21 protein-coding genes and 1 pseudogene are annotated in these 26,072 nt (G+C 46.0%); 12 read left to right on the top strand and 10 right to left on the bottom strand.

Annotated elements, in window-relative coordinates:
- Positions 1-29: 29 nt before the first annotated feature.
- Entirely contained in the window at positions 30-1,898 is a 1,869-nt protein-coding gene (locus AC4E8D_RS31175) for an AbfB domain-containing protein (protein ID WP_221820090.1), read from the bottom strand.
- A gap of 245 nt (positions 1,899-2,143) precedes the next feature.
- Between AC4E8D_RS31175 and AC4E8D_RS31170 the strand changes: the two genes are divergently transcribed.
- The gene (locus AC4E8D_RS31170) at positions 2,144-3,556 is read left to right on the top strand and encodes a DKNYY domain-containing protein (RefSeq protein ID WP_221820089.1); all 1,413 of its coding nucleotides are present in this window, start codon (positions 2,144-2,146) and stop codon (positions 3,554-3,556) included.
- A gap of 79 nt (positions 3,557-3,635) precedes the next feature.
- Here AC4E8D_RS31170 and AC4E8D_RS31165 read toward each other — a convergent pair whose 3' ends face one another.
- Entirely contained in the window at positions 3,636-5,081 is a 1,446-nt protein-coding gene (locus AC4E8D_RS31165) for a DEAD/DEAH box helicase (protein ID WP_076320241.1), read from the bottom strand.
- A 233-nt stretch (positions 5,082-5,314) separates the two neighbouring features.
- Positions 5,315-5,671: a YobA family protein gene (locus AC4E8D_RS31160; protein ID WP_221820087.1), complete on the bottom strand. Its 357-nt coding sequence runs from the start codon at positions 5,669-5,671 to the stop codon at positions 5,315-5,317.
- Positions 5,672-6,103: 432 nt separating this feature from the next.
- Here AC4E8D_RS31160 and AC4E8D_RS31155 point away from each other — a divergent pair, with 432 nt between their 5' ends.
- Positions 6,104-7,042, top strand: a complete 939-nt coding sequence (locus AC4E8D_RS31155) for a macrolide 2'-phosphotransferase (RefSeq protein ID WP_221820081.1) — start codon at positions 6,104-6,106, stop codon at positions 7,040-7,042.
- Between the two features lie 171 nt (positions 7,043-7,213).
- On the opposite strand, the pseudogene AC4E8D_RS31150 reads toward AC4E8D_RS31155, so the two are convergent.
- A pseudogene (locus tag AC4E8D_RS31150) lies at positions 7,214-9,507 on the bottom strand (5'-nucleotidase C-terminal domain-containing protein).
- Positions 9,508-9,769: 262 nt separating this feature from the next.
- Here AC4E8D_RS31150 and AC4E8D_RS31145 point away from each other — a divergent pair.
- Entirely contained in the window at positions 9,770-10,732 is a 963-nt protein-coding gene (locus AC4E8D_RS31145; RefSeq protein ID WP_221820079.1) for an endo-1,4-beta-xylanase, read from the top strand.
- Between the two features lie 136 nt (positions 10,733-10,868).
- Here AC4E8D_RS31145 and AC4E8D_RS31140 read toward each other — a convergent pair whose 3' ends face one another.
- From AC4E8D_RS31140 to AC4E8D_RS31130, 3 genes are all read right to left on the bottom strand, one after another.
- A complete protein-coding gene (locus AC4E8D_RS31140) occupies positions 10,869-12,029 on the bottom strand; it encodes an MFS transporter (protein ID WP_221820078.1) in 1,161 nt (386 codons plus the stop codon).
- A gap of 310 nt (positions 12,030-12,339) precedes the next feature.
- Positions 12,340-13,680: a glycoside hydrolase family 30 protein gene (locus AC4E8D_RS31135; RefSeq protein WP_221820077.1), complete on the bottom strand. Its 1,341-nt coding sequence runs from the start codon at positions 13,678-13,680 to the stop codon at positions 12,340-12,342.
- 272 nt (positions 13,681-13,952) lie between these two features.
- Positions 13,953-15,470 (bottom strand): leucine-rich repeat domain-containing protein, encoded by a 1,518-nt coding sequence (locus AC4E8D_RS31130; protein WP_221820076.1) that lies wholly within the window; start codon positions 15,468-15,470, stop codon positions 13,953-13,955.
- A 381-nt stretch (positions 15,471-15,851) separates the two neighbouring features.
- Here AC4E8D_RS31130 and AC4E8D_RS31125 point away from each other — a divergent pair, with 381 nt between their 5' ends.
- The 7 genes from AC4E8D_RS31125 (at position 15,852) to AC4E8D_RS31095 (ending at position 21,920) form a co-directional block, all read left to right on the top strand.
- Positions 15,852-16,742: a diacylglycerol/lipid kinase family protein gene (locus AC4E8D_RS31125; protein ID WP_221820287.1), complete on the top strand. Its 891-nt coding sequence runs from the start codon at positions 15,852-15,854 to the stop codon at positions 16,740-16,742.
- A 147-nt stretch (positions 16,743-16,889) separates the two neighbouring features.
- Positions 16,890-17,807, top strand: coding sequence for an aldo/keto reductase (locus AC4E8D_RS31120; protein ID WP_076213731.1), 918 nt, complete (start codon positions 16,890-16,892; stop codon positions 17,805-17,807).
- 272 nt (positions 17,808-18,079) lie between these two features.
- The gene (locus AC4E8D_RS31115) at positions 18,080-19,462 is read left to right on the top strand and encodes a transcriptional regulator (RefSeq protein WP_221820075.1); all 1,383 of its coding nucleotides are present in this window, start codon (positions 18,080-18,082) and stop codon (positions 19,460-19,462) included.
- A gap of 240 nt (positions 19,463-19,702) precedes the next feature.
- Entirely contained in the window at positions 19,703-19,873 is a 171-nt protein-coding gene (locus AC4E8D_RS31110) for an aspartyl-phosphate phosphatase Spo0E family protein (protein WP_017691550.1), read from the top strand.
- Positions 19,874-19,972: 99 nt separating this feature from the next.
- Complete coding sequence (locus tag AC4E8D_RS31105; protein WP_036611682.1) at positions 19,973-20,353, top strand: GntR family transcriptional regulator; 381 nt, start codon at positions 19,973-19,975, stop codon at positions 20,351-20,353.
- Complete coding sequence (locus tag AC4E8D_RS31100) at positions 20,350-21,225, top strand: ATP-binding cassette domain-containing protein (RefSeq protein WP_221820074.1); 876 nt, start codon at positions 20,350-20,352, stop codon at positions 21,223-21,225. The genes AC4E8D_RS31105 and AC4E8D_RS31100 overlap by 4 nt, the downstream gene beginning before the upstream one ends.
- Entirely contained in the window at positions 21,222-21,920 is a 699-nt protein-coding gene (locus tag AC4E8D_RS31095; RefSeq protein ID WP_221820072.1) for a hypothetical protein, read from the top strand. The genes AC4E8D_RS31100 and AC4E8D_RS31095 overlap by 4 nt, the downstream gene beginning before the upstream one ends.
- Before the next feature lie 166 nt (positions 21,921-22,086).
- On the opposite strand, the gene AC4E8D_RS31090 is transcribed toward AC4E8D_RS31095, so the two are convergent.
- The 3 genes from AC4E8D_RS31090 to AC4E8D_RS31080 all read right to left on the bottom strand — a co-directional run bounded on the left by AC4E8D_RS31090 (position 22,087) and on the right by AC4E8D_RS31080 (position 24,567).
- Positions 22,087-22,605 carry a hypothetical protein gene (locus AC4E8D_RS31090; protein ID WP_221820071.1) on the bottom strand — a complete coding sequence of 173 codons (519 nt, stop codon included), beginning with the start codon at positions 22,603-22,605 and terminating at the stop codon, positions 22,087-22,089.
- Between the two features lie 50 nt (positions 22,606-22,655).
- Positions 22,656-23,429, bottom strand: coding sequence for an isocitrate lyase/PEP mutase family protein (locus AC4E8D_RS31085; RefSeq protein WP_221820070.1), 774 nt, complete (start codon positions 23,427-23,429; stop codon positions 22,656-22,658).
- A gap of 73 nt (positions 23,430-23,502) precedes the next feature.
- Positions 23,503-24,567: a bifunctional transcriptional activator/DNA repair enzyme AdaA gene (locus tag AC4E8D_RS31080; RefSeq protein WP_221820069.1), complete on the bottom strand. Its 1,065-nt coding sequence runs from the start codon at positions 24,565-24,567 to the stop codon at positions 23,503-23,505.
- Between the two features lie 304 nt (positions 24,568-24,871).
- Between AC4E8D_RS31080 and AC4E8D_RS31075 the strand changes: the two genes are divergently transcribed.
- Both AC4E8D_RS31075 and AC4E8D_RS31070 read left to right on the top strand, forming a co-directional pair.
- Positions 24,872-25,249, top strand: a complete 378-nt coding sequence (locus tag AC4E8D_RS31075; RefSeq protein ID WP_221820068.1) for a LysM peptidoglycan-binding domain-containing protein — start codon at positions 24,872-24,874, stop codon at positions 25,247-25,249.
- 177 nt (positions 25,250-25,426) lie between these two features.
- The gene (locus AC4E8D_RS31070; RefSeq protein ID WP_490205666.1) at positions 25,427-25,999 is read left to right on the top strand and encodes a hypothetical protein; all 573 of its coding nucleotides are present in this window, start codon (positions 25,427-25,429) and stop codon (positions 25,997-25,999) included.
- Positions 26,000-26,072 lie beyond the last annotated feature (73 nt).

Raw genomic sequence — 26,072 nt, 5'->3', positions numbered from 1 at the left:
GGCTAAATCCTCATCTGTAATTCATTTGTTTAGAAATTGGTTCGCCCAAACGTGGCGTCACTCTTCACCGTTGAACTGCTGGATGCATTGATGGCATCGAGTTGTAATACGTAATCATAATGCCGGATGTAATGTCCAGGCTGACTATACGATTGAAGGGATACTTTGGTGCTGTCAGCCCAACCTGGACTGCTTAGGAACGTAGCATCTCCCTTATAGGCGGAGGTGTCGGCATAAGCTTCAAGTACAATTTTATTGCTGGTGTTGCGCTTCAAAAAGTAACCCGGGAAGTTGATGGACTCCAGTGAAATTCCCGTGGAGCTGGCAAGACCCGGTACGACGCGGAACTGGGAATCCAGAACAGGGGAGACGTTGGCATCCACGCGAGCAGTGTAATTGGCATGACGGATGTATCGATCCGGAATGTTGTGTGAACTGAACCGACTGTAACCTGTGGCTTCCGGTGTTGCAGGACCCAACATTTTGACCTCGTGCAGGGTTGGGGTGTACCAGTTACCCGGATTATTCCACAAGACCGCGTTCACCATATTAATCCGTACATAACGGGCTGTGAAATGCACAGCATCTGTTGTAAAGCCATAGGTCAGATTGTTGGTGCGATCCAAGGTGGAGTAATTGACACCATCGTTGCTAATTTCAATTTTGTATTTGTAGTATCCTTCGGAACCTTTATACATAAACCAGGACGTGTCGATCTCGTTGATCGTCTTCGGTGCGCCGAAGTCCACCTGCCACCAGGCAGGCCAGCTATTGGAGGAAGCCACCCATGAAGTCTGGTAGTTGCCATCATTGACGTTGGATGCAGACGAGCCGGAGGCTGTGGAGCTGGCGGTAGCTGTTTTGCCTTGTGCATGATTGACGAGAGCAGGCGGTGTTACCGCACCCGTTACTGCGTCGATATTCCACGTTGTATACCACTCCAGTGATGCGGTTCCGTTCGAATCATTCAAGGTTAGTGGCAGCCAGATATGTTTGTGCTCTCCGAGGTTCATCGGATTCCAGCGATCCGCCATGTAGATGAAGGATGTGGTGTTGCTGCCTGTAATCGTGGCAATATCGTGAATCTGCGAACCGAAGGCAGATGGATTGCCATATGGCGTAAGCGCAGCCCATGGACCCGTCATGGAAGTTGCTGTAGCATAAGCGCCCTGATTCGGATACCAGCCAGCGGCTTGAGAGGTGAAGAGGTAGTAACGGTTTCCTTTTTTCACAACAGCAGGTGCTTCACGGTAGGCGTTCTCGAACAGCCAGCCCTCGAAGGACTGTATTCCGGTGTAACTTGCATTCATTTTAAAAATAGCCATCGTATCATTGGCACCGCCATTTTTGCGGGAAGCAGTAACCAGATAACCTGTGCCATCTGTATCAACAAAGACGGTCATGTCACGGGATTCATAATTCAGCGGGCGGAAGCTGCCCTCATAGGTGAATTTGCCATTCGGGGTATTGCTTGTTGCGACCGCTACACGCCCGAGGTTGTAGTCTGTACCGTTCTCATAGTGTGCCCAGAGCACATACTGATTGGTGGAGGCGTTATAGATGACTTTGGGGCGTTCGATCTTACTGGAGGCCAGCTCGGTTGCGGAATCTTTCGTCAGGATGGCATTGCTGAAAGTCCAGTTCTTCAGATCAGTGGAGGTGTAGACGTTCACGCTGTCAAACCTGCCGCCCACCGCATGTTCACCGTACAGATAATACGTCGAGCCTACCTGCAGAATGTTGCCACTATTCGCATGGATGGGGTTGCCTGCGGTATCGAGCCAATCGGTACCGTTGGTTATTGTGACACTTGCTGCGCTTGTCCGTTCAGGATGAAGTCCAAACAGGGTGAACGTGAGTGCAAAGACCAGAAACCAGACGGCTTTCCTGTTACCCATTACATACACCTCCCGAAAGATATCAGATTAAATGTAGCGCTTTCATTTATATTGTAGTTGGGTCAGACTCTTTTTCAAGTGAACAATCCATCCATTGCTGAACAAACCTTCATTTCATCGTGGCTGAGCGGTGAGAGCGGAGGAAATGTTCCTAAATATCAAGTACGATGATGTAGAGAGGATCAGGTACACACGTTAAAATAAAGCTAGACTGAATTCACATCATGGTTGGAGGGTGAACCGTCATGAACAAGTTTATTGTAGATGAAGACCTTCAGGTGATATTGCATAATGACGAGGATAGAACGAGCACTCCGATTAAGGGAGGCATTACTACTCAGGATTTTGAAGTCATCTCTACTTATCAAAAGGGATGGTTGACCTTCGCCTATCTACGTGATCGTCAGGGAATATGGTGGTTCAATGCCCGTAAGAACAAGGCGAGTTTGTTCAGTTGGGATACGGAAGCTTTTCGTGTGATCGATGAAGATTACTGCTGCGACTCTCAGTACGTCTATCTGGAAGATCGGGCCATGCCTGACTCCGATCCGAGCAACTTTCGGCTATTGCCGGATACGCCCTACTTTGCTCAGGACCAACGTTATTTATATGTAAAGAGCAGCACGCATTTTCATCTATTTGAGGATATCGATACGAACTCTGTGATTGCTCATCACGACTATTGCACCGACCAGGACCATCTGTTCCATCTGTCCAGCTCTCTTCGTTACGCGAATGGGGAAAAGGATGAGGTGAGGGCATGGTTGCAAGAACATCATCCCGACGTACATGGCTGGTGGCATGCGCATTATGCCCACAGTGCAGAGGGCGCTACGCAGATCACAGGGAATTGGTATGAGACAGAGTCGTCTATTTTTTATAAAACCGAATGGGGCGGTACGGCTCATCGAGAAGCAAAAGAGGTATTCAACCTTGTTCGTGGAGCAGACAGGTCTACCTGTGAACCGCTGGATGAGCAGTTTGCACGGGACCGAAAACGTGTTTATTTTCAGTGGCGTACTGTACAAGGAGCAGACCCGGATACGTTCCAGTCACTAGGTGGACCTTTTGGACGTGATGGCAAACACGTGTATTACAACGGTTACCGTGTCGACGAGGCAGATGCTCGGCAATTTGTAGCGTTTGCCGGGACGGAGCATCTTGGACTTTCCATGGATCAGCAACATGTGTATCGTGCCGAGGTTGTTCGGACAAGTCAGCCTTTCGGTCATCCAGACGATGTGCTTCAGATCATCAAGGGAGCTGATGCTGCAACGTTTGAGTTAATAACACCTTCCGGCAGTTGGGCGGTGGATGCCAATCGTGTGTATCTATGGGGTAAACCAAATAAACATATCGATCGAGCCAGCTTTACACATCTATTCGATGCTGATCCCCAGAGTTGGGCAATGGATCAGAATGGTCTATATAATGCCAATGGCAACCGCACGGTAAAGGGTGTGAGCGGTAGTACATTTGTCATGCTGAATCAATATTGGGGTAAAGATGAGCGTGTGGTGTTCAGTTTTGTGACGGGTGGGGTTTATAAGTCGGGAGATGTAGCAACGTTTCAGGTTACGGATGATATCGGGGGCGCCGAAGATGCGCTCTTTCGGTATACGGTGGAAGGCGGTACAGTGCGGAAAAAGAAGAGGTAATGAAAACAGGGATAGCAGACTTAGAAAAGAGTCCACTATCCCTGTTTGAATTTCTATTTATTTGACCGTATTTACCAAACTATTTATGACCTTTGCGAACCTTGAGCTGCATCTTTTTGATCGTTGTGTTTTGCATGAGCTCCAGTACGAGGGGGCCTTTGCCATTCAGAATCTCTACATCCGTCACATTATCCAGAATCGTAATGATCCCGATGTCGTCTGCGGTTACCCCTTCGAGCTTGGCTATGGTACCTACAAAGTCTACGGCGCGAAGTTTCTTCTTCTTGCCTCCGTTGAAGTTCAGCTTCATGATCTGTTGGTTAAGCTGTTCACGCTTGTCCTTTTTACGTTCAGGAACGATCTTCAATCGTTTCTCAAAATCTTCTCTGCGGCGATCCACAGCTTCTTCAGAAGGTGCTTTCACGACAGGGATTTCGAATCCAATATAGGATTCAATCTCAGCCAGACGTCTGCCATCTTTCGGTGTGATCAACGTAATGGCTTTACCTGTTTTGCCTGCGCGACCCGTACGGCCTGTACGGTGAACATATCCCTCTTTTTCCAAAGGAATATCGTAGTTGATGACATGGGTAATATTTGTGATATCAATACCACGTGCGGCTACATCCGTTGCGATCAGATAACGGAATTGTCCCCGTCTGAATGCGTTCATCACTTCGATCCGCTCATCCTGCTCCATACCACCATGGATACGATCTGCTGGGTAGTCAAGATCAGCCATAACCCGGAACAGTTTATCCACATTCTCCTGCGTACGGCAGAACACGATGCAGCTATCCGGATTTTCCACAATGAACAAGTCTTGAAGCAGTGCGGTTTTGTTCACCTCGGGTACGTTAATCACAGCATGTTCAATCGTGGCTGTTGTCAGTCCACTTGCCTTGATTTCGATCTCCACCGGTTTGTTCATGTATTTGCGTGACAGCTTGGCTACATCTTCAGGGAACGTAGCGGAGAACAACATCGTTACTCGCTCCTGCGGCAGTTTCTGAATGATGGACTGTACTGTCTCAATAAAGCCCATATTCAACATCTCATCCGCTTCGTCAATAACGAGATAGGCGATCCGTTCGAGTGGCAGCGTGCCGCGTTCGATATGATCCAGTACCCGACCTGGTGTACCAACAGCCACGTGGGTTCTTTGTTTTAACTCTGCTTTTTGGATATGAAAAGGGGACTGTCCGTATAGTGCGGTTGCTTTAATACGCTTAAAGCGGCCGATATTCGTAATATCTTCGTTAACCTGCAAAGCCAGTTCCCGGGTTGGTGTAAGAATCAAAGCCTGTGGCTTATTCTCATTCCAATCCACCAGCTCGCAGAGCGGAATGCCGTAGGCGGCTGTTTTACCACTGCCTGTCTGTGATTTGACCACAAGATCCTGATTCTCTAGTGCTACCGGAATAACTTTGGTTTGAACCTCGGTTGGTGTCTCATAGCCCAGACTGTCCAGTGCTTTTACGATCTCTTCACCAAGTCCATAATCTTTAAATTGTTGCTCGCTCATCGTTTACCTCTTTTGCGTTAGTTTTGAATACTCTACATACAAGCATTGCACCGTACATTTATCGTATACCTCTTCATTATACTCTATATGCAGGCAGGCTAACGGAGTAAATGCTTCAAGTGTGTAAATTGTTTTCATCATTTCCGATTTTAGTAGCAACCACCCGTTGCTGTTCGTATGTGTATCATAACGTTCCACGTGAAACGAAATGTATCGGCGTATTTTGCTTGGTGTTAATGAATGACCATTTTTACAGCTTTGGTTTGGGGAGGGTAAGATTGATCAATAACTCCATTGATCCATACTTCTGCACTTCGACCAACGAGTGTCTCATCCAAAGAGACGGTGACAATCTCTTCTTCGATGATGAGTTCGGCGTCCTTGCTGAGCGAGACCCAAATCGGTCCAGAATCAACACCGCCATCTTCTTTATTCTCGATGAGTACCTGACCTCTTTCTTCCTCAAAATCCGTAATAATTCCTCGCACATGTGGCTTCTCTTTCCCTTGTTCCTCGGATTTATCTGCGCATCCGAGCGTTAGCAGAAGCAAGATAAACGGGAATACGAATAATCTTCGTACAATGGACATCGGGTTACTCACCTCTCATCCTTTTTAATGCATCTATAACTATGGACGTTACCTGAGGTGACGAAGTTCCTGTATATCAATAAAAAAGAACCAAAATCATTCGATTCAGTCTGGTACTGAAAATTGGAATATGTTAGCATATAGTTAACTTACTGAACGGAGGGATACGTGTGGTAAATTTTTTTCGATTGAGATAGTAGCGGAACGTTTGCTTGCGCTTGCTGTTTCACTGCCTGTGTGCAGATCATCGGGAGAAGTTTGCCTGTTTACACGTATGCCGCTAGTCGTCATGAAAGGATCACTTTTTGAAGTGGTTCTTTGATGTACTACTATTTTTTTGTGAGCATCCAGGTATGCCAACTTCCGAAATGAACTGCACAGGCGAACATGTCTGTGTTTTTTATTTTATCCAGGAAAAGGGGAGTACCTGATATGACAAAACCGAACTTAAATGAAAATTTGGCAATTCATAAGGAACTATTAACTTTAGCAAAACAGAACGGACTACTTATTGTTGAGAAATCCTTGGAGATCAACGAGTCGGGTATGGATTTTCGAGTAGCATTTGCCACGGATGAAGAAGGCCGCAGATGGGTTCTGCGCCAGCCGCGACGCGAAGACGTGTGGGAGCGAGCCGAGAATGAGCGCAAGGTGCTGGATGTGGTCCGAGGAAATATACCCGCACAAGTACCGGATTGGAGGATCTTCACGCCAGAGTTGATAGCTTATCCTTTACTTGATGGTGATCCGATCGCAGTTGTGGACCCCGCAGGGGGAGGGTATGTATGGCGATTCCCTCAGGAGAGCTTATCGGATACATTCCTGGATTCACTGGCTACGACTCTCGCCATGCTGCATAACATCGATCCCGACAAGGCGAAGAAAGGTGGAGTGCGGATCAAGACACCTATGGAAGCTCGCAAAGAATTTGCAGCCAATATAGAGGAGGTTAAGCAGAATTTTTCGGTGCCAACCGAGTTAGTTGAACGTTGGACGGTATGGCTTTCTGTAGGTAGTTATTGGCCTCAGCACTCGGCGTTCATCCATGGTGATCTGCATCCGCCGCATATTATTGTCGATGATGCCCAGCGAGTAACTGGGCTTATTGATTGGACGGAAGCGGAGATTGCAGATCCGGGTAAGGACTTTGTCATCTACTACGCACTCTTTCAGGAGGAGGGGCTGCGTGAGCTTTTGAGTCGTTATGAGAAGGCAGGGGGAAGAACATGGCCCCAGATGCTGGAGCATATTCGGGAGCAGTGGGCAGCTTATCCTGCAATTGTTGCCAAGTTTGCACTAATTACAGGAAAGGAGTCCGACATGGAGATGGCGAGAGGCATGCTTGCGAATTGGGATGTAAAGAGAGGTTGAGCATCGAAGGCATATATAATTGGTTCACCCGTTATGGCACGTACTCTCGCAAAGCAGTTACAGCGTTACTCTAACGGTTCGTTAACATAACAAAGGGCGATCCCGACCATGAGTTCCATGGGAGAATCGCCCTTTTTCTTTTTCATTAAGCGTGGTGCGTCACGAATGTGTTTATTTCATTATACTCACGTATTTCCCGTATACAAATGCTACACGTCCATCCAGCTTCACTTTTACCCAACCATACTTGTCTGTACTGATCACTTCAAGCAGGGTGCCTTTCGGTACAGCAGCAATGACCTTGGCTTTGGATGAAGCGCCGGCGCGTACGTTCAGGTAAACCGCAGTAACCTTGGCTTGTTTGCCTTTGGTGACAGTTCCTGGTTTACCTGTGTTCGGTGTTGATGGCTTGCCAGGTTTCGACGTGCCTGGAGTCGGTGTTGGTTTTGGTTTCGTTGGCGTTGTCGGCTTCTCAGGTGTAGGAGTAGTTGCTCCCTCGCCATTGCCTGCCGCTTTGCGAGCTTTATTCAGCTGTGATAGAACGCTCCCTTGGTTTTCGCGCCTGCGAATTGTGCCGCACTCACATCTGCTTTGGCAGATAGCGTATCAATCTCTTCCTGAGTCACCGTATCCAAAATGTTAATGGAGGCAATGTTGGTGTACTTGCCATCTTCTGTTGTTGGCACAGACATAATGCCATCGTTAATTAACTCCACTACATCTGCACGCTCCGGTGCAGTCAGGTCTACGCCAGTGATTTTCCAGTTGTGTTGAATCTTCGGTTCGTAGACACCTTTCATGACATCTTTCAGATAGGCGATGGACAGGTTGCGAATTGTACCTTGAATCTCACCAAATGCCGAGGCATCCTTGGAGGACCAGAGCTGCTTGAACTTGCGCCCTTCCATGGCGCCGCCTTTGGCAATCAGGGCTTCCATTCGATAGGCGTTCATGCCAAGTTTCAACGTATCGTCTTCTTTTACTGTTGTACCGTTGCTGTACTTGAGATTTGTAATCCGACTGCCGTATGGTTTGGTCAGGTCAATCTCATACGTTACGCCGCCAAAGAAATCATCTGTGCTGTATTTGGAAGCACGTCGTTTCGGATCAAAGCTGATGGTCACATCACCCGGGCGTGTGGAGTTGAAGTATCCCGCAGACCACTCCATATAGTCCATCAGATCGCGTCCGGTCACTTCATATACGGTCACTTCACCAAAGGTGTATTGGTAGTTGAATGCAATATCCTTTTTCTTGATCGGGCCTACATCCAGCTTGGCCTTGTCGTTATCAATCTGGTGCGCGACCACATCGGCATCACTGTAATGCAACATCACTTCGGTGAAAAAGTCAGACAAAGGTGTTTCCTGGATCTGCACCGCAGGGATACCCTTAATCTCATCAGCAGGGACCAGGTTTGTTCCTTTCAGTTCAGCCACTTCAATATTGGCATCGGCACGAGCGAACTCGTGGAATGGGTGAAGTGTTTCTTCCAGCGCAGGATCGGAGACTTCATATGTTCCGTCTGCTGCTTTCACAGCGAGAGCTTGAGCTTCCTTGCTTTTCAGCACAACTTTGTCGCCGTCTTTTTCAAATGTCAGATCAATTCGAGAGATGTGTGAGCCATATTTATTCGGTTCGGAGATCAATACGCCGTTAACCGTTTGGGATTCAATCAAGGTATGCATGTGTCCGGCAAATATGGCAGCCAGCTCCGGGTTGGCATTGGCGATATCCGTCACTCCGGTTCCCGGATTTCCGTTCTCGTTGTCCAGTCCCATATGCATGAGTCCAACCATGACATCAACTTTGCCTTTCAGCTCAGCAATGGCCTTCTTGGTCTCTTCCACAGGATCTTTGACGATGATGCCGTCCAGGTGATCCGTACCTTTCTCGAACTCGGTAATCATTGGTGTGTTCATTCCGATAACACCCACTTTGATTCCGTCTTTCTCGATAATCGTATAGGCAGGCATGTAGCGGTCGCCGTTTTCTTTGAAAATATTACCCACGAGAGGTTGTCCATTGAATTGGGAAGAGATCTTCTCCAGTACGTCCAGCCCAAAGTTAAACTCATGGTTACCCATAACCCATGCGTCATATTTCATTTCGTTCATTGCCACCATCATGGGAGATTGGGGCTGATCATTGAACAACTCAGCCGAGTTATCCTGAATCATGTCGCCTGCATCGAGCAGAATCGTATTGGGATTCTCCGCACGCACTTTTTTCACAATCGTGTAGAGCTGTGTCATGCTACCGGTTGGGTTTGGACCGTCCAGAGCATAGTCCCACGGCATAAATCGACCATGAATATCGGATGTTCCCAGCAACGTGATCTTAGTCTCCTTGTCTGCCTCAGCAGCCTGAACCGGAGTGGAAGCAAAAGGGGCAAACAAAATGGAGGCACATAAGAGGAACGATAAAGGCCATCCGGCGAAACGTTTTGTTGAAATTTTGCGCATGTTGTAATCTCCCTTGTTATCTAGTGTGTGTAAAGATATGTATCATTTCATACTAGATAAACATGTGGTGAATGTAAACTCCAATGTAAGAGTTATGTTGGATTTAAGAGAGTGAATCTATAAATAGCTTCAGAAAAAGCATTTAATTCTATTTTCTTTACAATAAAATACTATAATTTGACAGGTGTTAAAAACCAAAATTATCCAGTAAAATGATGTTTGTAAGCGCTTAACAAAAAATGAATACTAAGGAGGAAAATCATTGATTAAGTCTAAGTGGTTCAAAACAGTCGGCTCATTGGCATTGGTAGGGATTCTCGCTGCTTCTGTTGCGGTTGGCAGTGTGAGTGCTGGTTTGGCGAAAGGTAGCAAATTTCTGGGCAATATTATTGCCAACCAGGTTCCTTCGAATTTTAACCCATATTGGAATCAGGTAACTCCGGAGAACTCTACCAAGTGGGATGCTATTGAAGGCACACGCAACGTAATGAATTGGGGCCAGGCGGACATGGCCTACAACTATGCTAACAATAACGGATTTCCGTTCAAATTCCATACGCTCGTATGGGGAAATCAACAGCCAAATTGGATTAACAGTCTCTCAGCCGCAGATCAGAAGGCTGAAGTGACACAATGGATTAAAGCCGCAGGACAGCGGTATTCGAAGTCTGCCTTCGTTGATGTGGTGAATGAACCTCTGCATGCGAAACCATCCTATCGCAATGCCATTGGTGGAGATGGGGCAACGGGTTGGGACTGGGTTATCTGGTCATTTCAACAGGCGAGACAAGCCTTCCCTAACTCCAAATTGTTAATTAATGAGTATGGTATTATCGGTGATCCCGCTAAAGCGGACCAATATATCCAGATTATCAACCTTTTGAAAAACAGAGGTCTAGTTGATGGTATTGGAATCCAGGCGCATTACTTCAATATGGACAACGTTTCTGTGAGCACGATGAACACGGTATTGAACAAGCTCGCAGCGACAGGGTTGCCAATCTATGTATCCGAGCTGGATATGACAGGTGACGACAATACACAATTGCAACGTTATCAGCAGAAATTCCCTGTGCTGTGGAAACACTCTGCTGTTAAAGGTGTGACGCTGTGGGGTTACAACCAGAATCAAACCTGGCAGGCTGGCTCTCACTTGGTCAATAGCAACGGTACAGAACGTCCGGCTATGCAATGGCTGAGAAATTACCTGGCGAATAATCCTTAAGCTTGCGTTTTGACGAGTCTGATCTTCTATGTAGATTGGTTGATTATATAACACCATATAGCGCCTGTTCCACATGTTAAGCATGGGAACATGGCGCTATTTGTGTTAATGCTTTGTCTCAACAGTGTTCGGCAATTCATGGTGCAGGGAAACATTTGATTTTAATCCAAACCAATACAAAAGCGATCAGTGCAAAGATCATTCCGCTCCAGATCAGTTGATGTATTCCTAGGTTCGCGATGAACCAGCCGCCGATAGCAGTACCCAGGGTAATACCTAGGTTGGAAAAGGATACATACAAGCTGTTGCCGAATTCAGGCGCGTCCTGCGCTTCAGCGGTTAACCAGGTTTGGCTTACAATTAATCCTCCTGAATGCACGGATGCCCAGAGGATGACTACAATAACCATCCACATGAAGTGAGGACCGGCCCAATAGACGAGTGCGTAAGCTGCTACATACAGCAGGGGGAAGATGAGGACAGTTCGGACCACACTCTTACGCAGAAACTGTCCAAACCCCAAATTTCCGATAATCATGACGACACCAAAGACGGTCAGCATGACGCTGATCCATGATCCGCTCATGTGGGTGACCTGTCCAAGATACTCGGCGAAATAACTGTACACGGAGAACATGGCGGCGAATATAAAAATGACTGCGGCAACATTCAGCCATAATCCAGGTTTGCGCAGAATACCGAGCTGCTTGCCATAGGACATCTTTTCCTTCACGGGCATCGAGGGTAACCAGATCCATATGCCGATCAAAGCGACCACACTGACCATCGCTCCAAACAGGAAGGCGATTTCGAGGGATAGGCGTTCAGCAAGATACGATGTGAGTGGCACGCCAAAGGCAAAGCCCGCTGTAACTCCAGTGAATACTTTGGCGACGGCCTGACTGCTTTTCTCTGCTGTTACGAGTTGGGCACTGGTGACCAGGGCTACGGAAAAAAAGACGGGATGGAATAACGCGGGAATGATACGGAAGATAAGCATGGTATCAAAGGTTGTGGCGTAGGCATATACGACGTTTGAAATGGCAAACATCAGCACAGCGGTTAAAAGGATGATTTTGCGATTAATTCCGGACGCCAGCAAGGTGAGAAAAGGGCCCGCAATGGCTACGACTAGCGCAAATATACTGACCAGCCAACCTGCCTGTGCAGCCGAGATGCCGAATTTATGCGCAACCTGAGGAAGTACCCCCACGATTCCCATTTCTGTTGTAATAATTCCGAATACCCCGAGTGCCAGCATCAAGATAAGGAGTGGATTGACCTGTTGTGATTTCATGCAAAGCGTACCTCCAATAAATTTAAATATACAGAAAAGTAGATATATCATGTCGTAATGAGCCTGCCTTGCCTCCTATAATATGATGGACATGAGAGTAAGTTCTCTGGATTACATTATATCTAGATTTATAGATTTGTAAATATAAAAGGTGAAACGTCATATCTTTAAGTCGTCTTCGGCTTGTGTTCTACAGGAGTAATCATGGTGACAATAAGCATGGTCTGGTCCATGAAAAATAGCGCCGGCTCAAGGAATTCCTGAGCTCAACGCTATTGATGTCCGCGTTTTTAACGATGTGTTGGATTAGTTATTTCGGATGAATAACCATGCTGTTGAATGAATCGGCTTCCAGCTCCATGTGTAGGGTCTGTCCTTCCTCGATGGTCAGATACAGATTTCGACGGTCTTGGAATGGATTATTAATGACAATGATGAGACTGTTATCCGGGTTGCGGAAAGCAACGGATTTACCGCTCCAGGCGCCAGACAAGCCGACTCTTCGAGCACCAGGAACAATATGATGAGCGAAGTGTTTCATCACATAATACTCAGGGTTCCGAGTAACCTCCTTATTGTCGGGATCTATCGTAATCATGGAGTTCTGCTCCCAGCCCCATGTGCTGCGGCCTTTGGGTTCCAGAACCATGTTCCAGTAGATGTACGCGTTCACTCCATTGCTGAAGTAGTGCTGGTAGAGGTTATATACATATTTGGCATAGTTCCATGAGTTGTTGCCATCACCGCATTCGTTCTCGGTCTGCATATAACGCAGCTCCGGATAACTGGCCGAGGTACGTTGAATGGCATTTTTGCCTGCCCATTGATACCCAACACCTTTGATATAGGAATAGGCCTTTGGATCACTCAGGACAAGCCCGGCATACTCATCGAAGTCGTTTGTTTTTTTCTTGATCAATTCTTCCCATGGATCAGGGGCATTGATCGTTCCGAGCCAGATTTCCGTATCCAGACCGTGTTGGTCAAAAGCCGGGCCCAGATAATCGGCGATAAACTCACGAAGCTGCTCGCCTGTCCACATGCAAGAAGGGAATTTCTGATCTGCAATCACTTCGTTCTGCACATGCACCTGATGGATCGTAATGCCTGCTTCACGGTAGGCCTGTACAAATTTTACAAAATACAGAGCGTAGGCCTCCAGAATATCTTTCTCCCAGCGCAGTGTCCCATAGTTATAGGCTTTCGGCGACTTCATCCACGTTGGCGGACTCCATGGCGAAGCGAAGAATTGCAGGTTCGGGTTATAAGTCAGAGCTTCCTTGATGTAAGGAATCAGATATTTGAAATCACGATTGATCGAAAAATGTTCCATGGCCACGTCGCCGTCCACCTCATTGTGGCTGTACCACTGTTCTGCATAATCACTTGCGCCGATGGGCAGGCGACAGATGTTAAACTTGTGCTCACCCTCCGGATGGAAGAGAGAGTGAAATACCTCATGGCGCTGCTCCTCATTTAAGTGGGACAGAGCCATATAACCAAGCTCGTTGAAACATCCGCCAAACCCTTCCACAAGTTGGTGCTGTTCACCCGTCAGTTTTAAGTTAGCGCTTTCATTAGTCGGCACAAAAGATAGCTCTCTCCACGGGCTGTCTTGGGTTGTGGAATAACCAGTGAGCGTGAATGTCATGTGAATTTCCTCCTCGCTTGAACCTCAGTTGTCATATATATTACGTTCAGTATAACAACTCCCACGGCAAAAGAAGATATGCTAAACCGTGTGAAATTTACCCTAATCCAAGATGAAGCATCATGAGTTCGTATCCGCACAGACAGATGGTATAGTGTGTTTGCTTGTGATCGGCGATGTCCATATACCATTATCCAATGTCATAACACAACACAGCGAAAATCCCCACTGATTGTTCAGACGGGGACTTGCGCTATGTTTCTCAAATTCTCTTAAGGCTGTACACTTTCACCAAGCTGTTTATTTTCAAAAATCAGAATCGTTTTGCTGCTTCCGATGTAACCAACAGAGGTATTGAATTGCTCTGAAATGAAGCGTACAGGTACAAAAGCTTTACCATTTTTCATCAGAAGAGGAGCATCATTGATCGCAAGCGTATCATTCACGGCAACTTGTTTGTTACCCACGCTCCAGCGGATGGTCTTATCATGCTGTGTGATCACGGCTTCGCGCGTACCGTTGTTCCAGTTCACACGGGCGTTTAACTGCTCCGAGACAAAACGCAGAGGCACATAGGTGCGCCCTTCATCGATAAAAGGTGCAGCATCCAGTGCATAAGCACGATCCCCGACATAGGCAGTGGTGGACCCTTCAATCAGACGTTGGAAGCTGCCCTGCGGCGTTCGTTTCTGCTCCCGCACATTCATCTGGTTCAGAAGCTGCATCGTATGACTACCACTCACAACATCCAGATAATTATTCTGCACTGTGAGTCCGGCAGGCACAACCTCTGAGACAGACGTTTGAATACCCGAGGATAACGAGGTAGACGCCGAGATATCCTGTATAACATTTGTCGCTGACTGATCACGGGTAAACGTAAAACCTGCAATCGGTGTGAGATCCCACACCCGGTTGTTGGATAATTTTAATACGTCCAGGCTGGAAAGCTGCCGTAAAGGTTCCAGATCATAAATCTGATTGGATTCTGCATTCAACTCCGTCAGCCCAGTCAGTCCCTCAAGCCCTTTGAGGTGCTGTACTTGGTTACCAGAGATATCAAGTGTCCGAAGGCGTGTCATGTGCGCCAGTGGTGTCAGATCCGTGATTTGGTTGCCTGCCACATTCAGATTCCGCAGTGTATTTGGCAATTCAGCCAGTACGTCCAGCGTCTGAACCTGGTTGTTAGCTATGTTGAGTTGTTGGAGCCGGGTTTTACCCATGAGCGGTGTCAGATCGCTAATGGTATTGTTCGAAATCTCAAGCCACTTCAGTGCATCCGCATCCGAGAGGGCCGCAAGACTGGCAATCTGGTTACCGCTGGCGTGGAACGTATGTAATCGGTTGAACCCACGTACAACCTCTATAGAAGAAATGGAATTATTGCTGATATACAGCCGTCCCAAGTCTTTCAATTCAGTAAGTGCGTCTATGGATGTAATGTAATTATTGCGAACATCGATCTCGCGAAGCTGGGTTAGGTGCTCCAGCGGTGTGAGATCCTCAATCTCATTCCCATATAATCGGAGGTGTGTCAGGTTGGTTGCATATTCGAGACCGGACAGGCTGTGAATACCTGCATTGCTCAGATCCACCACTTCAAGCTGCTCCAGATCCGTTGAAGTTAAGGGCACATCCAGAGGTTTGTTCAGGATTAGTTTCAGTCCGTCCTCCAAAGCAGGATCTTCAATGATTCCCTCGCCCAAGTCCGTGGTTGTGTAAGCCATGGCTTGCCCCGATGCCCCGAGACTCAGGATGAATACTAGAAGTAATAGCGTCATTCTTCTCATTGCATGCATTCCCTCCGATTTTTAGAATTATAAAATAATCCGAACAGATTGAGTTAATTAAGTATAGTATTTACACGATAACAGCAACCGGAAGGTTGTTCTGCCCACGGGAGTGCTCAGTGTGAATTGAATAGTTTAACATATGCAGGTTCGGCTCAAAGCACATCTATAGTTATTAACCCGTCAACAGGGAAAAGGAACAAGAAATTTCGTAATAGGTATTTCTCTACTTCTATTCTATATGAAACAATCCCTGCTCTGCACTCTTCAGAGACATGTTTATCAAAAAAAATAGAACATCCACCACAGACCCTATTCAACCCACCCTTGAAACGGGTAATGATGAAGTAAAGATGCCATTTTGGAGGGGAAGATGTGAGTATGCGCCAAGCCATGATCATTAGTAATCCATCGTCAGGTAAGGAAGAGGCCGAGCAGTATGTGTCCCAAGTCAGAGAAATTCTGGAGTCACAGCAGTATGAGGTGGTTGTTAATGAGACGGCCGGGGAAGGTGATGCCACCAACTACTGTCTGAGCGCCTGCAAAGACGGCTGTGATCTGGTCATCTCCATCGGAGGCGACGGTACACTGCATGAGACGATTAACGGCATGATGGATCAGGATCATCGTCCCCGACTGGGCATTATACCGCTAGGTACGGTGAATGATTTTGCGCGAGCGCTGAATATCTCGCTTGACCCGGAAGAAGCCATTAGGCAGTTATGTTCGAATCAGACCCATATCGTGGATATGGGGAAAATCAATGATCGCCTGTTTGCTAACGTTGTGGCTGCGGGTTCTTTGGCAGAAGCTTTGTTCTCCGTATCTTCAGAAGAGAAGTCGAAGTTGGGATCATTCGCATATCTCAAAGAAGGCTTGAAAGATCTGGTGAATACACCAGCCAATCATCTAACCATCGAATATGACGGACAGATCTGGGAGGGGGAATCGCCACTTTTCCTGGCGGCGCTGACCAACTCGGTTGGAGGATTCGAGAAGTTGTCTCCGGATGCAGAGGTGGACGATGGTTTGATACATTGTTTTGTTGTTCGTAATATCAGTGTGTTCAACAGTCTGACCCTTGGCACTTCCCTTTTATTTGGCAGTCTGAAAGACCATAAGGACGTGGACTATTTTACAGCCAAAGAAGTTCATGTTCGCTCAGACGAAGCCATTCGCACCAATGTAGATGGGGAAGAAGGTCCTGCCCTGCCGATTCATATCCGTGTCCTGCCAAGGCATATTGAGGTTATCATACCGGAAGAAGTATAACTTGTTCTTTTGGATCTATAGGCTGGAATGAAGAACCTATCATTTCTCCATATGAAAGTAGGATAAATCTATTGAAACCGATTGCAGATATATGTCACAATCAAAAGTAAGATACACGATAATATTCGAATATGGAGGGAAAACATCTTGAGAACGATTAAATTGGGCAGCAGTGCACTAGAAGTACCTGTAGTCGCGGTGGGCTGCATGCGGATTAATTCACTAGACGGTAAGGAAGCCGAACATTTTGTTCGTTCTGCAATGGAGGTTGGCGCGAATTTCTTTGACCATGCCGACATTTATGGCACAGGAACATGTGAGGAGATCTTCGCCGAAGCGGTACAGATGAATCCCCAAGTTCGTGAAAATATGATTCTTCAATCCAAATGTGGTATCCGCAAAGGCATGTTTGATTTCTCCAAAGAGCACATCCTGAATTCAGTCGATGGCATCCTGCAACGTCTGAAAACGGAATATCTTGACGTTCTGCTGCTGCACCGTCCAGATGCATTGGTTGAGCCGGAGGAAGTGGCTGAAGCCTTTGATCAACTGGAGCGCGAAGGTAAAGTGCGTCACTTCGGGGTATCCAACCAGAATCCGAACCAGATCGAATTGTTGAAAAAATACGTGAAACAGCCACTGGTAGCCAATCAGTTGCAGATGAGTATTACCAATACGACGATGATTGACAGTGGCATCAACGTGAACATGGAGAACGACGCTGCGGTTAACCGTGACGGCAGTATCCTGGATTATTGTCGTCTGCATGATATCACCATTCAGCCGTGGTCCCCGTTCCAGTACGGATTCTTCGAAGGTGTATTCCTGGGTAGCGACAAGTTCCCGGAATTGAATGCAAAGATTGACGAGATTGCTGCGAAGTATGACGTGAGCAATACAACGATTGCAATCGCATGGTTGCTTCGTCACCCTGCACAGATGCAACCTGTGACAGGCACGATGAATATTGAACGTCTGCAAGACTGTGTAAAAGCAGGAGATGTTCATCTCACTCGTCCAGAGTGGTATGAAATTTACCGTGCGGCAGGTAATATACTGCCTTAAATCCAAGTTATAGTGAGCATACTGACTGCTGAGTCAGTTGAGGACACGAGCCCGTGGATGGCTCGTGTTTTTTGTCTATTTTCAGGTTTGATGCCAGACGGGTTTCCGATATAAAATAAGGATATGATTGTCTGTTTTATAAAAGGATTAAAATGGTTTTAATACAAATTAGTTGAAATTATCATATTGACCGATACTTTCTAATTACATATAATTACTTTTGCATACCGATAATCCCGTTTATGTTTTTTATTTTGGAGGGTGGTGTTCGTTTGGAGTCGACAACCACGATACGCGATCACTTGGAAAGTTATCTGAAGCGTGAACAGATGTCCATTAGTCATTTTTCGGAAACGTCAGGGATTAATTCGGGTACGCTCAGCAATATTTTGAATAAAAATCGGCCAATTGCCATGCAGCAGTTGGATCGCATTACTTCCGCCATGAGACTGGAAGAAGGTTACTTCTATGAGTTATACATAGATGAGTGTTTTGTGCACGCGACCCCGGACTGGCGAAGACTGGGACCCTTCCTTCATCGCTGTGCCGAGTTGGACAAATTGGACTGTATTGAAGAGGTTATTCGTCTAATGATGGATAATCTATCTTATATTCCTTTGTTATTTGATGTGGCTGAAGAATTCTACCAAGCGGGTAAATTCAAACCGGCCATTCTTCTATATGAGAACATTGCTGAAAGCGAGAAAATGCAACATTCCGAGCGGCTTGCACTCTGTCAGTATCGACTATTCCGGTTGGGACTGACCAATGATCAGCAGCGGAATCTGATTATTGCAGCACGGTTCGAATATTATGTGGATCGGCTGGATGAGCGCTATCAATTGGATGCGCTTAACGAACTAATTAATGCATTTGGAGCGTTGCATAGATGGAACAAGGTTCAGGAGTTATCTGAAAAATTGAAAATAAAAGCGTCCATCCATTATGAGATGAATGGCCGAAGGAAACAAGAAGAGACCAAAAGACCAATTGTCTTCTATATTCTGTACTCCGATCTAGCTGCAGGAAGTGCCTGTTATCATTTGAAAGACTACACTGGGGCACTTAAATATGTTTCTTTATATTCGGATAATCACTGGGTGAAGAACCCGGATAAAGATGAAATCGTTGTTATGAATCAGTTTCAGGAATGGGCTGAAGCGAATCGATATATATATCATTTAATGGGTGGTCATTTTGAGGTGTTACCTGATTATCTGGCGTATATCTCGACGAAGGAAAATGAGATATTCCCAGCGCTGTGTGATATTGTAACAGCGGCTAATCGTTATGATAAGGATATTGATCATGTTCTCAAACAGTATGAATCGTACTTCACTTATCAGGAACAGAGCAACCGAATTGGCAAAGTGAGCAGACAGGTTACGGATGATCGATATTTACGACTTTTAGCAGATTTAGGTGCATATTATTTAAAGAAAGACGAGTTCCATTTAGGGATAGAATTTGTTCTGGATAGTTTGAAATTTTCTATTGAAATTAGCAGTGGACGAGGTATGCTTAGAGGTGTCGGACTGTTTGAGCAATACCGGGAATTTGCATCTGAGACGGCGAAAAAGCAATACAAAATGATAATTAGTGAGGTGCAGAAACTCAATGAAGAGAAAGTTGGCTTTGCTGATAGCTACCTGTAGTATCGTTGTATTCATCGTAGCCCCTGCTACGGAACCTGTCCCAGGCAAGGAAATCCCGAACCCCGAAATTATGAGACCGGCTGATCATGGATTTGGAACTTAACAAAAGTAAAGAGCGCTTCTGATTTATTCAGAAGCGTTCTTTTTTTGTGTATCAAAGTGGAAGAATAAGTATGTCGTATCTCACATGCGCTTTTGATTGGCATAATACACTAAAATATGACAAAAAGGAGGGATACTATGGATCGCCTGGATTTGATATCACGGATCGAAGATGCCAGACAGTTGTTATATCGCATGCATATGGAATACGGCAGTCTGCTTCATCCGGAAGTGATCCAGCAATCCGTAGTCCTGGACGGGCTTATTAATCAATACAACAGAGCCAAGGTAGGAAAAGCGATGAATTAAGTTCGCCTATTTACATTTGAGTTTTTGTATACTATAGTTAGTTACATGAGTAACTAACCGACTAACTGACTAATGAATACGTATGAAAGTTGGAAGCACATGAAATCGACTTTGGATGAATCTCAGCCTATTTTTCATCAGATTGCCACGATGATTATGGACGATATTGTAGAGGGCAGATTGAAAGTGGAAGAACAGGTTCCCTCAACCAATGAACTGTCACGTTTCTACAATATCAATCCGGCTACAGCCCGCAAAGGACTGCAGGAACTCGTGGACAAGGGGATTATATACAAACAGCGAGGTGTTGGAATGTTTGTTGCAAAGGGAGCAAGAGAAGCATTGCTCGTTGAACGGAAACAAGATTTTTATGAAGAATACATCAAGCCTTTACTTGAAGAAGCCAGACGGATTCACATGAATGAAGACATGATCATTGATCTGATTCGCGGCAAGAAGGATAAGGAGAGTGAGTTATGATTCATATGGAGCAGGTCAACTACAGCTACCAGAAGACGCCCGTTCTGAACCAGATTACGCTACATGAGAGTGAGCCAATCATTAGTGCAATCTGGGGAAGAAATGGAGCGGGGAAAACAACCATGATGAGTTTACTGGCAGGGCATAACCGCCCGGACAGTGGAACCGTTCAGATCATGGGTCAAGACCCCTATAATAATCTGGCTTCCCAAGAGCATCTGTGTTACATCCAGGAGAATCATCCCCTGGGGAAAAACTGGACAGTTAGTGATATGGTTCAAATGGGACAATATTTTCATCCGCAGTGGAATCAGGATTTGGCGGAACGTTTAATCGATGTGTTCGAACTACCGGCGAAGAAGAAAATCATTAAATTTTCGAAAGGCATGAAGACTGCTGCCCAGATTATATTGGGTCTTGCCAGTAATGCAAAGATAACCATTCTGGATGAACCCACCAATGGGCTCGATGCTGAGAAGCGTAAATTCTTCTATAATGCGCTACTGGAAAGTTATGAAGATAACCCGCGTATGATTCTGATATCCAGCCATCACATTGAGGAGATTCAGCCTTTATGTGAGTCTCTTATCGTTTTGCAAGCCGGAGAGGTGTTGTTAAATCAACCGATGGAAGAGATGCGTGAAAAAGGGATTCTTCTAACAGGGGGAATTAATGATATCAACCGAGTCACAGCAGGTGTTAAAGTTATAGAGTCTTCCCAGATGGGATCAACTGTGAAAGTGATGATTGATGAGCCCTACTCGAAAATGTGGAAGGATATCGCTCATTCACAGGGGCTTTCTATTGAGAAAGCGACATTACAAGATTATTTGGTTAACAGAACCCGTAATCAAGAGGGGGTTAAACCATGAACGCAGTAAAAGGTACAAACCGACTGATTCGCGATGATATGCGTTTGTTTCTGACCATATTTTCATCCATCGCTCTAATGCTCACCGTTGTATATTTGGCCATTGGCTTCATATTTGATGTCTCGTATGCTACGCAACTGTTTGGTCCCATGTACGGAGGGATATGTGCGTTTGCAATCGGGGGAATGATTACACTGTTTCCGGTTGCGATTGGTATGGGCAGTACACGAATTCAATTTATGAAATCCTTCTATATGAACTCGGTATGGATGGTTGCAGGCACCATGGTTATTCTGCATGTGGCGTATTTCCTCATACACCTGCTTCAGGGAAAAGGAATTGTTGACGTAACCCTTTATCAACCGGGCATGTTGTATTCAAGCGAATATCATTTCTTATCCTACCTGTGGATCGATCTGATGTGCGGCTTTCTCGTACTGGGAATCTCTGTCTTCCCAACGGTTTGTTGGATGCGATTGGGGATGCGTAACTTCTTCATTATGTTCTTTGGGGTAGGTCTAATTATCACACTGATCGTTGTCTTCGCAGATTTTGGGGAGTGGATGAAGTGGTTTGCGAGTGTGAATATGATGACATTGTTTACCGTTCTAGGGTGTATTGGTGGTGCGCTACTTCTGTCTACGTACCCGATGATGAAGAATGCACCGCTTACCATGAAATCCAAAAAAGACTGACAGGAAACAGTTATAAAGGAACTGGGCAAGGAATCTAAGCGAAACTTCCTGTAAATATGAAAAACACGAGTGCGAACACGCCTCGTGTTTTTTGTAGCATATTAAATCACAGAATATACCTATTCAACAATCTTTGTGCGGAATTCCAAACTGAAATGTGTATGAGTTAAGCCTGAGCCTGCGGTTTGAATCCTTCGTCTTTGAGGTACTCGCCGGCTTCGCTACGCGTTTCAAAAGCCATATCCAGGTTATCACCGGAATACACATACCACATGTCATCTTCGTATTTTAAAGTCAGCGTATGTCCATCTTCATCGATCCACGTTCCGCCACCCGTAGAGGTTGTAGACAATGCAGGAGCAGCAGCTTTTACTTGTTCTGGCTCTTGGAATTCAGCTGCGTTGGGATTGTGAGACATCGCTTGGATCGTTTGATCTAACAATGTGCGCAGATCTGTTTCGGAGTAATCACGAATATTGACGAATCCTTTAGCATTGGTCTCATAGTTAGACAGTAGTCCTGCATAGATATAACCGTTTCCGTTAGGGTGAATATGGAGAGCAACAATTTTTTTATCATACGCACTATCCTCGTAGTGGAAATTAACTCGACCGAGAGAAACATCTTTGCGTTGCAGTTGGGGATACGATTGTAACACTTCTAGCTTTTGTTCCACGTTAAGCATAATTGCCTCCTGTAAATGTTCAATAGAGGTGATTATAACATGCCCTCCTGTTAATTTCCCGATAAAATGTTTCTCCCCAGTTCTTTCAGGTGTTCCATAACTTGCAGATAGGGATATGGCCCGTAGCTTACACGTGCTACACCCAGTGTGGCAAGCTGTTTTGGTGAAGGCTCAGGAGACGTAACCATAACGTTAATTGGCAGCGGTGAACGCTCACACAATTCCTGAATCAGTTGGTGATCCTGCAAACCGGGTACAAACAGACCACTGGCTCCTGCATCTGCATAATGGCTCGAACGTATAAGTGCTTCCTCCAGGAGAGAGTGGTTATGGTGTTCAGGTGCATGTTGCAGAAAAATATCTGTGCGGGCGTTAATGAACAACGGGATGCCTGCCTGCTGCGTAGCTTCCCGGGCGGCGGACAATCTCGGGCATTGCTCCTCCACAGTGTACAATCCCAAGCCAGCGGGAAGTTGATCTTCAATGTTGATTCCTACAGCACCATGATCGATGACTTGCAGGATATTTCGCTTCACTTCTGACACAAACCTCCCATACCCTCCCTCTATATCGATCGTTACAGGCAGATCCACGCTTGCTGTAATCCGTGCGAGATTGGCAAGCACCAGATGGAATTGCATGGCTTCACCATCGCGTTCACCGTGGGCCGCTGCAACGGACCAGCTTCCGGTAGCAATGGCCGTTGCTCCAGCGGATTGGATGGCTTGTGCGCTTCCGGCATCCCATACATTGACCAGAACAAGTGGTTTTCCTTTCACATGGTATTGTTGGAACAACGCTGCTTTTTCTTCTAAGGTACTCATATTATGTTGACTCTCCTTTGTTATATCATGCATTCCTTTGGACATTTGATGCGTACTTCATTACTTCATTCCGTTATTCGCAGCTATCCTGTTCCTGCCCCTGTTTCTCGTGAGTCAAAAGCCAGTTTTTGCGAGTTAATCCCCCGCCATATCCACCCAGTTCGCCACTGGCATTGATTACACGGTGGCATGGAATCACAATCGCAAGCTGATTGGCACCATTCGCCTGTGCCACAGCTCGGCAAGCAGTCGGTTTTCCCAGTGCATTTGCAATCTCCTGATATGACCTCGTTTCACCAGCCGGAATGGCCAGCAACTCGTCCCACACACGCTTTTGGAATGGTGTTCCTAAACAGAACAACGGTGTGTCGAATGCTGTCCGAATACCTTGAAAGTACTCGTTTAGTTCACGCTCAATGGACTGGATGGGAGCTGTAGTACCGGGCACAATCGCTGATTTGGTTCGTTTGCGCAGACGCTCAACTTCGCGTTCCAGACCTCTGCGGTCCACAAATTCCAGTAAATATAGCGACTCCTCATCAGCAATAGCCATCATCGGGCCGAGGCGGGTGTCAATCCAGGACGCTTTTAGGATATGTCCTTCATCGACTTGTGTAGGGGCAGCACCCATGATCCGTGAAAAGGCATCGCGGAAGCCGCTGCTTGATTCATATCCAGTAGATAATTGACTATCAATCACGGTGCGACCGGAGCGAATATTTTTCAGGGCAAGTCCCATGCGGCGAGCGCGAGCATATTCTACAAAGGTCATGCCGAACCGCTTCTTGAATTGTCGGCGAGCAGTGGATTCGTCGATGGAGAGGGCCTTGAAATCCTGTTCTTTCCAGCGTTTCTCCGGTTGTTTCTCCACAGCTTCCACTAATATGCGAACGACATCGGATACTTGGTTGGGGTGAGAGAGCGGGCGACAGCGCTGGCAAGGGCGATATGAGGCCAGAAGTGCCTGCTGAGCCGTCTCATAGAATTCGCAGTTTTCGAATTTTGGCTTTCGCGCCGGGCATGTGGGACGACAGAACACACCCGTGGTTCGGACCCCAACATAGAATAAACCCTCGTATTCCGAATCCTTGGCCACAAGCGCCTCGTAATATTGTTCCTTTAGATCAGCAGAAATCATGGGGCACGTCCTTACTCATTAGAATCTTTATCTATAACCTATTATAGAAAAACGTTACAGCAAGCATCGCCGAAAATCAGGCATGAATATTGGATAGATTAAATCGGATATAACATTGAAATTCGGTTGTTCAGAATTTGTTTAGAGTGAACTGGTAGTATAGACCTATCAGGGTAGGGATACTTAGGCAAAGATACCTATACAGTGAAAAAGTGAATTATTGATCATTCATTGTTATAGGAAAAATACATAGGTAAACATGAAATTAAAGATTAGCGGAATGAAAGTCTGGAGGTCGACTAGAATGAGATATTCTACGTACAAAAGTATTTATGAGTCCGTTTATACCAAAACGTCCGAGTCTCGCACCGTGTATGTTAAAGATCAATTCATGCAGCGTGTGAAGGCGCCATCTTGGCTAATGAAGATCGTCACTATAACTCTAATTATAATCATAGGGTGTAGTGCTGTATTCACTGCATTTGCCGGGGATGAGCAATTATTATCGGGTGACCAGATCGTTGTATCTCAGGGAGATACACTGTGGGGCATTTCATTGGCATATAAACCTCAGCAGATGGACACTCGTGTGTATGTAGAAGCAATCAAGAAAGTGAACAAAATCGAGCATAATGCCATCCAGATTGGACAAGTGTTGGTCTTGCCTGGGTTTGATCGATAAATTAAACAGTGCATGACGTCATGAACAGAGTTCTTTTTTTACTCATCGAGGTGCAGTTACATACTGAATTTATTAATCATTTACATATAATGGAGCTTCATGTGGGACGATATGGTGTAGTGATTAGTAAGTAGTATGTTGGATATATGTACTGTAAATGGATGAAGGGAGAATTAGATGATGAAAATAAATATAAAGAAATCTGCACTTTGCATGTCTGTGCTATGTATTTCGTTATTAGTCACTGCCTGTGGCACTAGTGGAGAATCAGTTCAGGAGCACGCCTATCCGCAATCGAAGCAACCCGTAGAGGAAGCTGGGGAAAACTCTGTTCCGAATGCGGATGCGAAGAATAACAATGATCAAGGTAGTGCCAGTGGTGATGAGGGCAAGCCTACGGCTCAATCGGAATCCACTGAACCGTCTGAGCAGATTGATATCGTCATTGACCAGTCGGAGAAACCGAGTGAGGGTAACAGCTTTGATTTTGGATTCAAGCAGGTTCCGAAGGGCTATACACTAACGGAGATGCGATGGACGTCTAACACGGTTACGATTGTGAATTCACTACAGGAAGCCATTGAACATGGTGGAAATGGTGAAGAGGGGTTCTACTTTAGCGGCAATGGACAATTCTCCGGCTTTATCTATTCGGATGAGATGAAGGGTGAGCGGGGCAAAGCCACATTTGTCTTCACAAATGATGAGGGGAACGAAATCATGTCCGAAAAAGAAATTAAGTTGAAGTAGCAGGCACATCATGAAGGCTCCGACTGGAGCCTGTTGAACAGGAAAAGCAGCCACTTGGGCTGCTTTTTTTGAC

The organism is Paenibacillus sp. SRL342 (assembly GCF_984798905.1).
This window is presented reverse-complemented; position numbering and strand designations above follow the sequence as displayed.

Coding starts and splice junctions, on each gene's coding strand:
- AC4E8D_RS31100 (WP_221820074.1), top strand. CDS start 20,350: ATGATTCATATGGAGCAGGTCAACTACAGCTACCAGAAGACGCCCGTT.
- AC4E8D_RS31125 (WP_221820287.1), top strand. CDS start 15,852: ATGCGCCAAGCCATGATCATTAGTAATCCATCGTCAGGTAAGGAAGAG.
- AC4E8D_RS31070 (WP_490205666.1), top strand. CDS start 25,427: ATGATGAAAATAAATATAAAGAAATCTGCACTTTGCATGTCTGTGCTA.
- AC4E8D_RS31095 (WP_221820072.1), top strand. CDS start 21,222: ATGAACGCAGTAAAAGGTACAAACCGACTGATTCGCGATGATATGCGT.
- AC4E8D_RS31130 (WP_221820076.1), bottom strand. CDS start 15,470: ATGAGAAGAATGACGCTATTACTTCTAGTATTCATCCTGAGTCTCGGG.
- AC4E8D_RS31165 (WP_076320241.1), bottom strand. CDS start 5,081: ATGAGCGAGCAACAATTTAAAGATTATGGACTTGGTGAAGAGATCGTA.
- AC4E8D_RS31140 (WP_221820078.1), bottom strand. CDS start 12,029: ATGAAATCACAACAGGTCAATCCACTCCTTATCTTGATGCTGGCACTC.
- AC4E8D_RS31080 (WP_221820069.1), bottom strand. CDS start 24,567: ATGATTTCTGCTGATCTAAAGGAACAATATTACGAGGCGCTTGTGGCC.
- AC4E8D_RS31090 (WP_221820071.1), bottom strand. CDS start 22,605: ATGCTTAACGTGGAACAAAAGCTAGAAGTGTTACAATCGTATCCCCAA.
- AC4E8D_RS31175 (WP_221820090.1), bottom strand. CDS start 1,898: ATGGGTAACAGGAAAGCCGTCTGGTTTCTGGTCTTTGCACTCACGTTC.
- AC4E8D_RS31135 (WP_221820077.1), bottom strand. CDS start 13,680: ATGACATTCACGCTCACTGGTTATTCCACAACCCAAGACAGCCCGTGG.
- AC4E8D_RS31085 (WP_221820070.1), bottom strand. CDS start 23,429: ATGAGTACCTTAGAAGAAAAAGCAGCGTTGTTCCAACAATACCATGTG.
- AC4E8D_RS31110 (WP_017691550.1), top strand. CDS start 19,703: ATGGATCGCCTGGATTTGATATCACGGATCGAAGATGCCAGACAGTTG.
- AC4E8D_RS31105 (WP_036611682.1), top strand. CDS start 19,973: ATGAAATCGACTTTGGATGAATCTCAGCCTATTTTTCATCAGATTGCC.
- AC4E8D_RS31160 (WP_221820087.1), bottom strand. CDS start 5,671: ATGTCCATTGTACGAAGATTATTCGTATTCCCGTTTATCTTGCTTCTG.
- AC4E8D_RS31170 (WP_221820089.1), top strand. CDS start 2,144: ATGAACAAGTTTATTGTAGATGAAGACCTTCAGGTGATATTGCATAAT.
- AC4E8D_RS31155 (WP_221820081.1), top strand. CDS start 6,104: ATGACAAAACCGAACTTAAATGAAAATTTGGCAATTCATAAGGAACTA.
- AC4E8D_RS31075 (WP_221820068.1), top strand. CDS start 24,872: ATGAGATATTCTACGTACAAAAGTATTTATGAGTCCGTTTATACCAAA.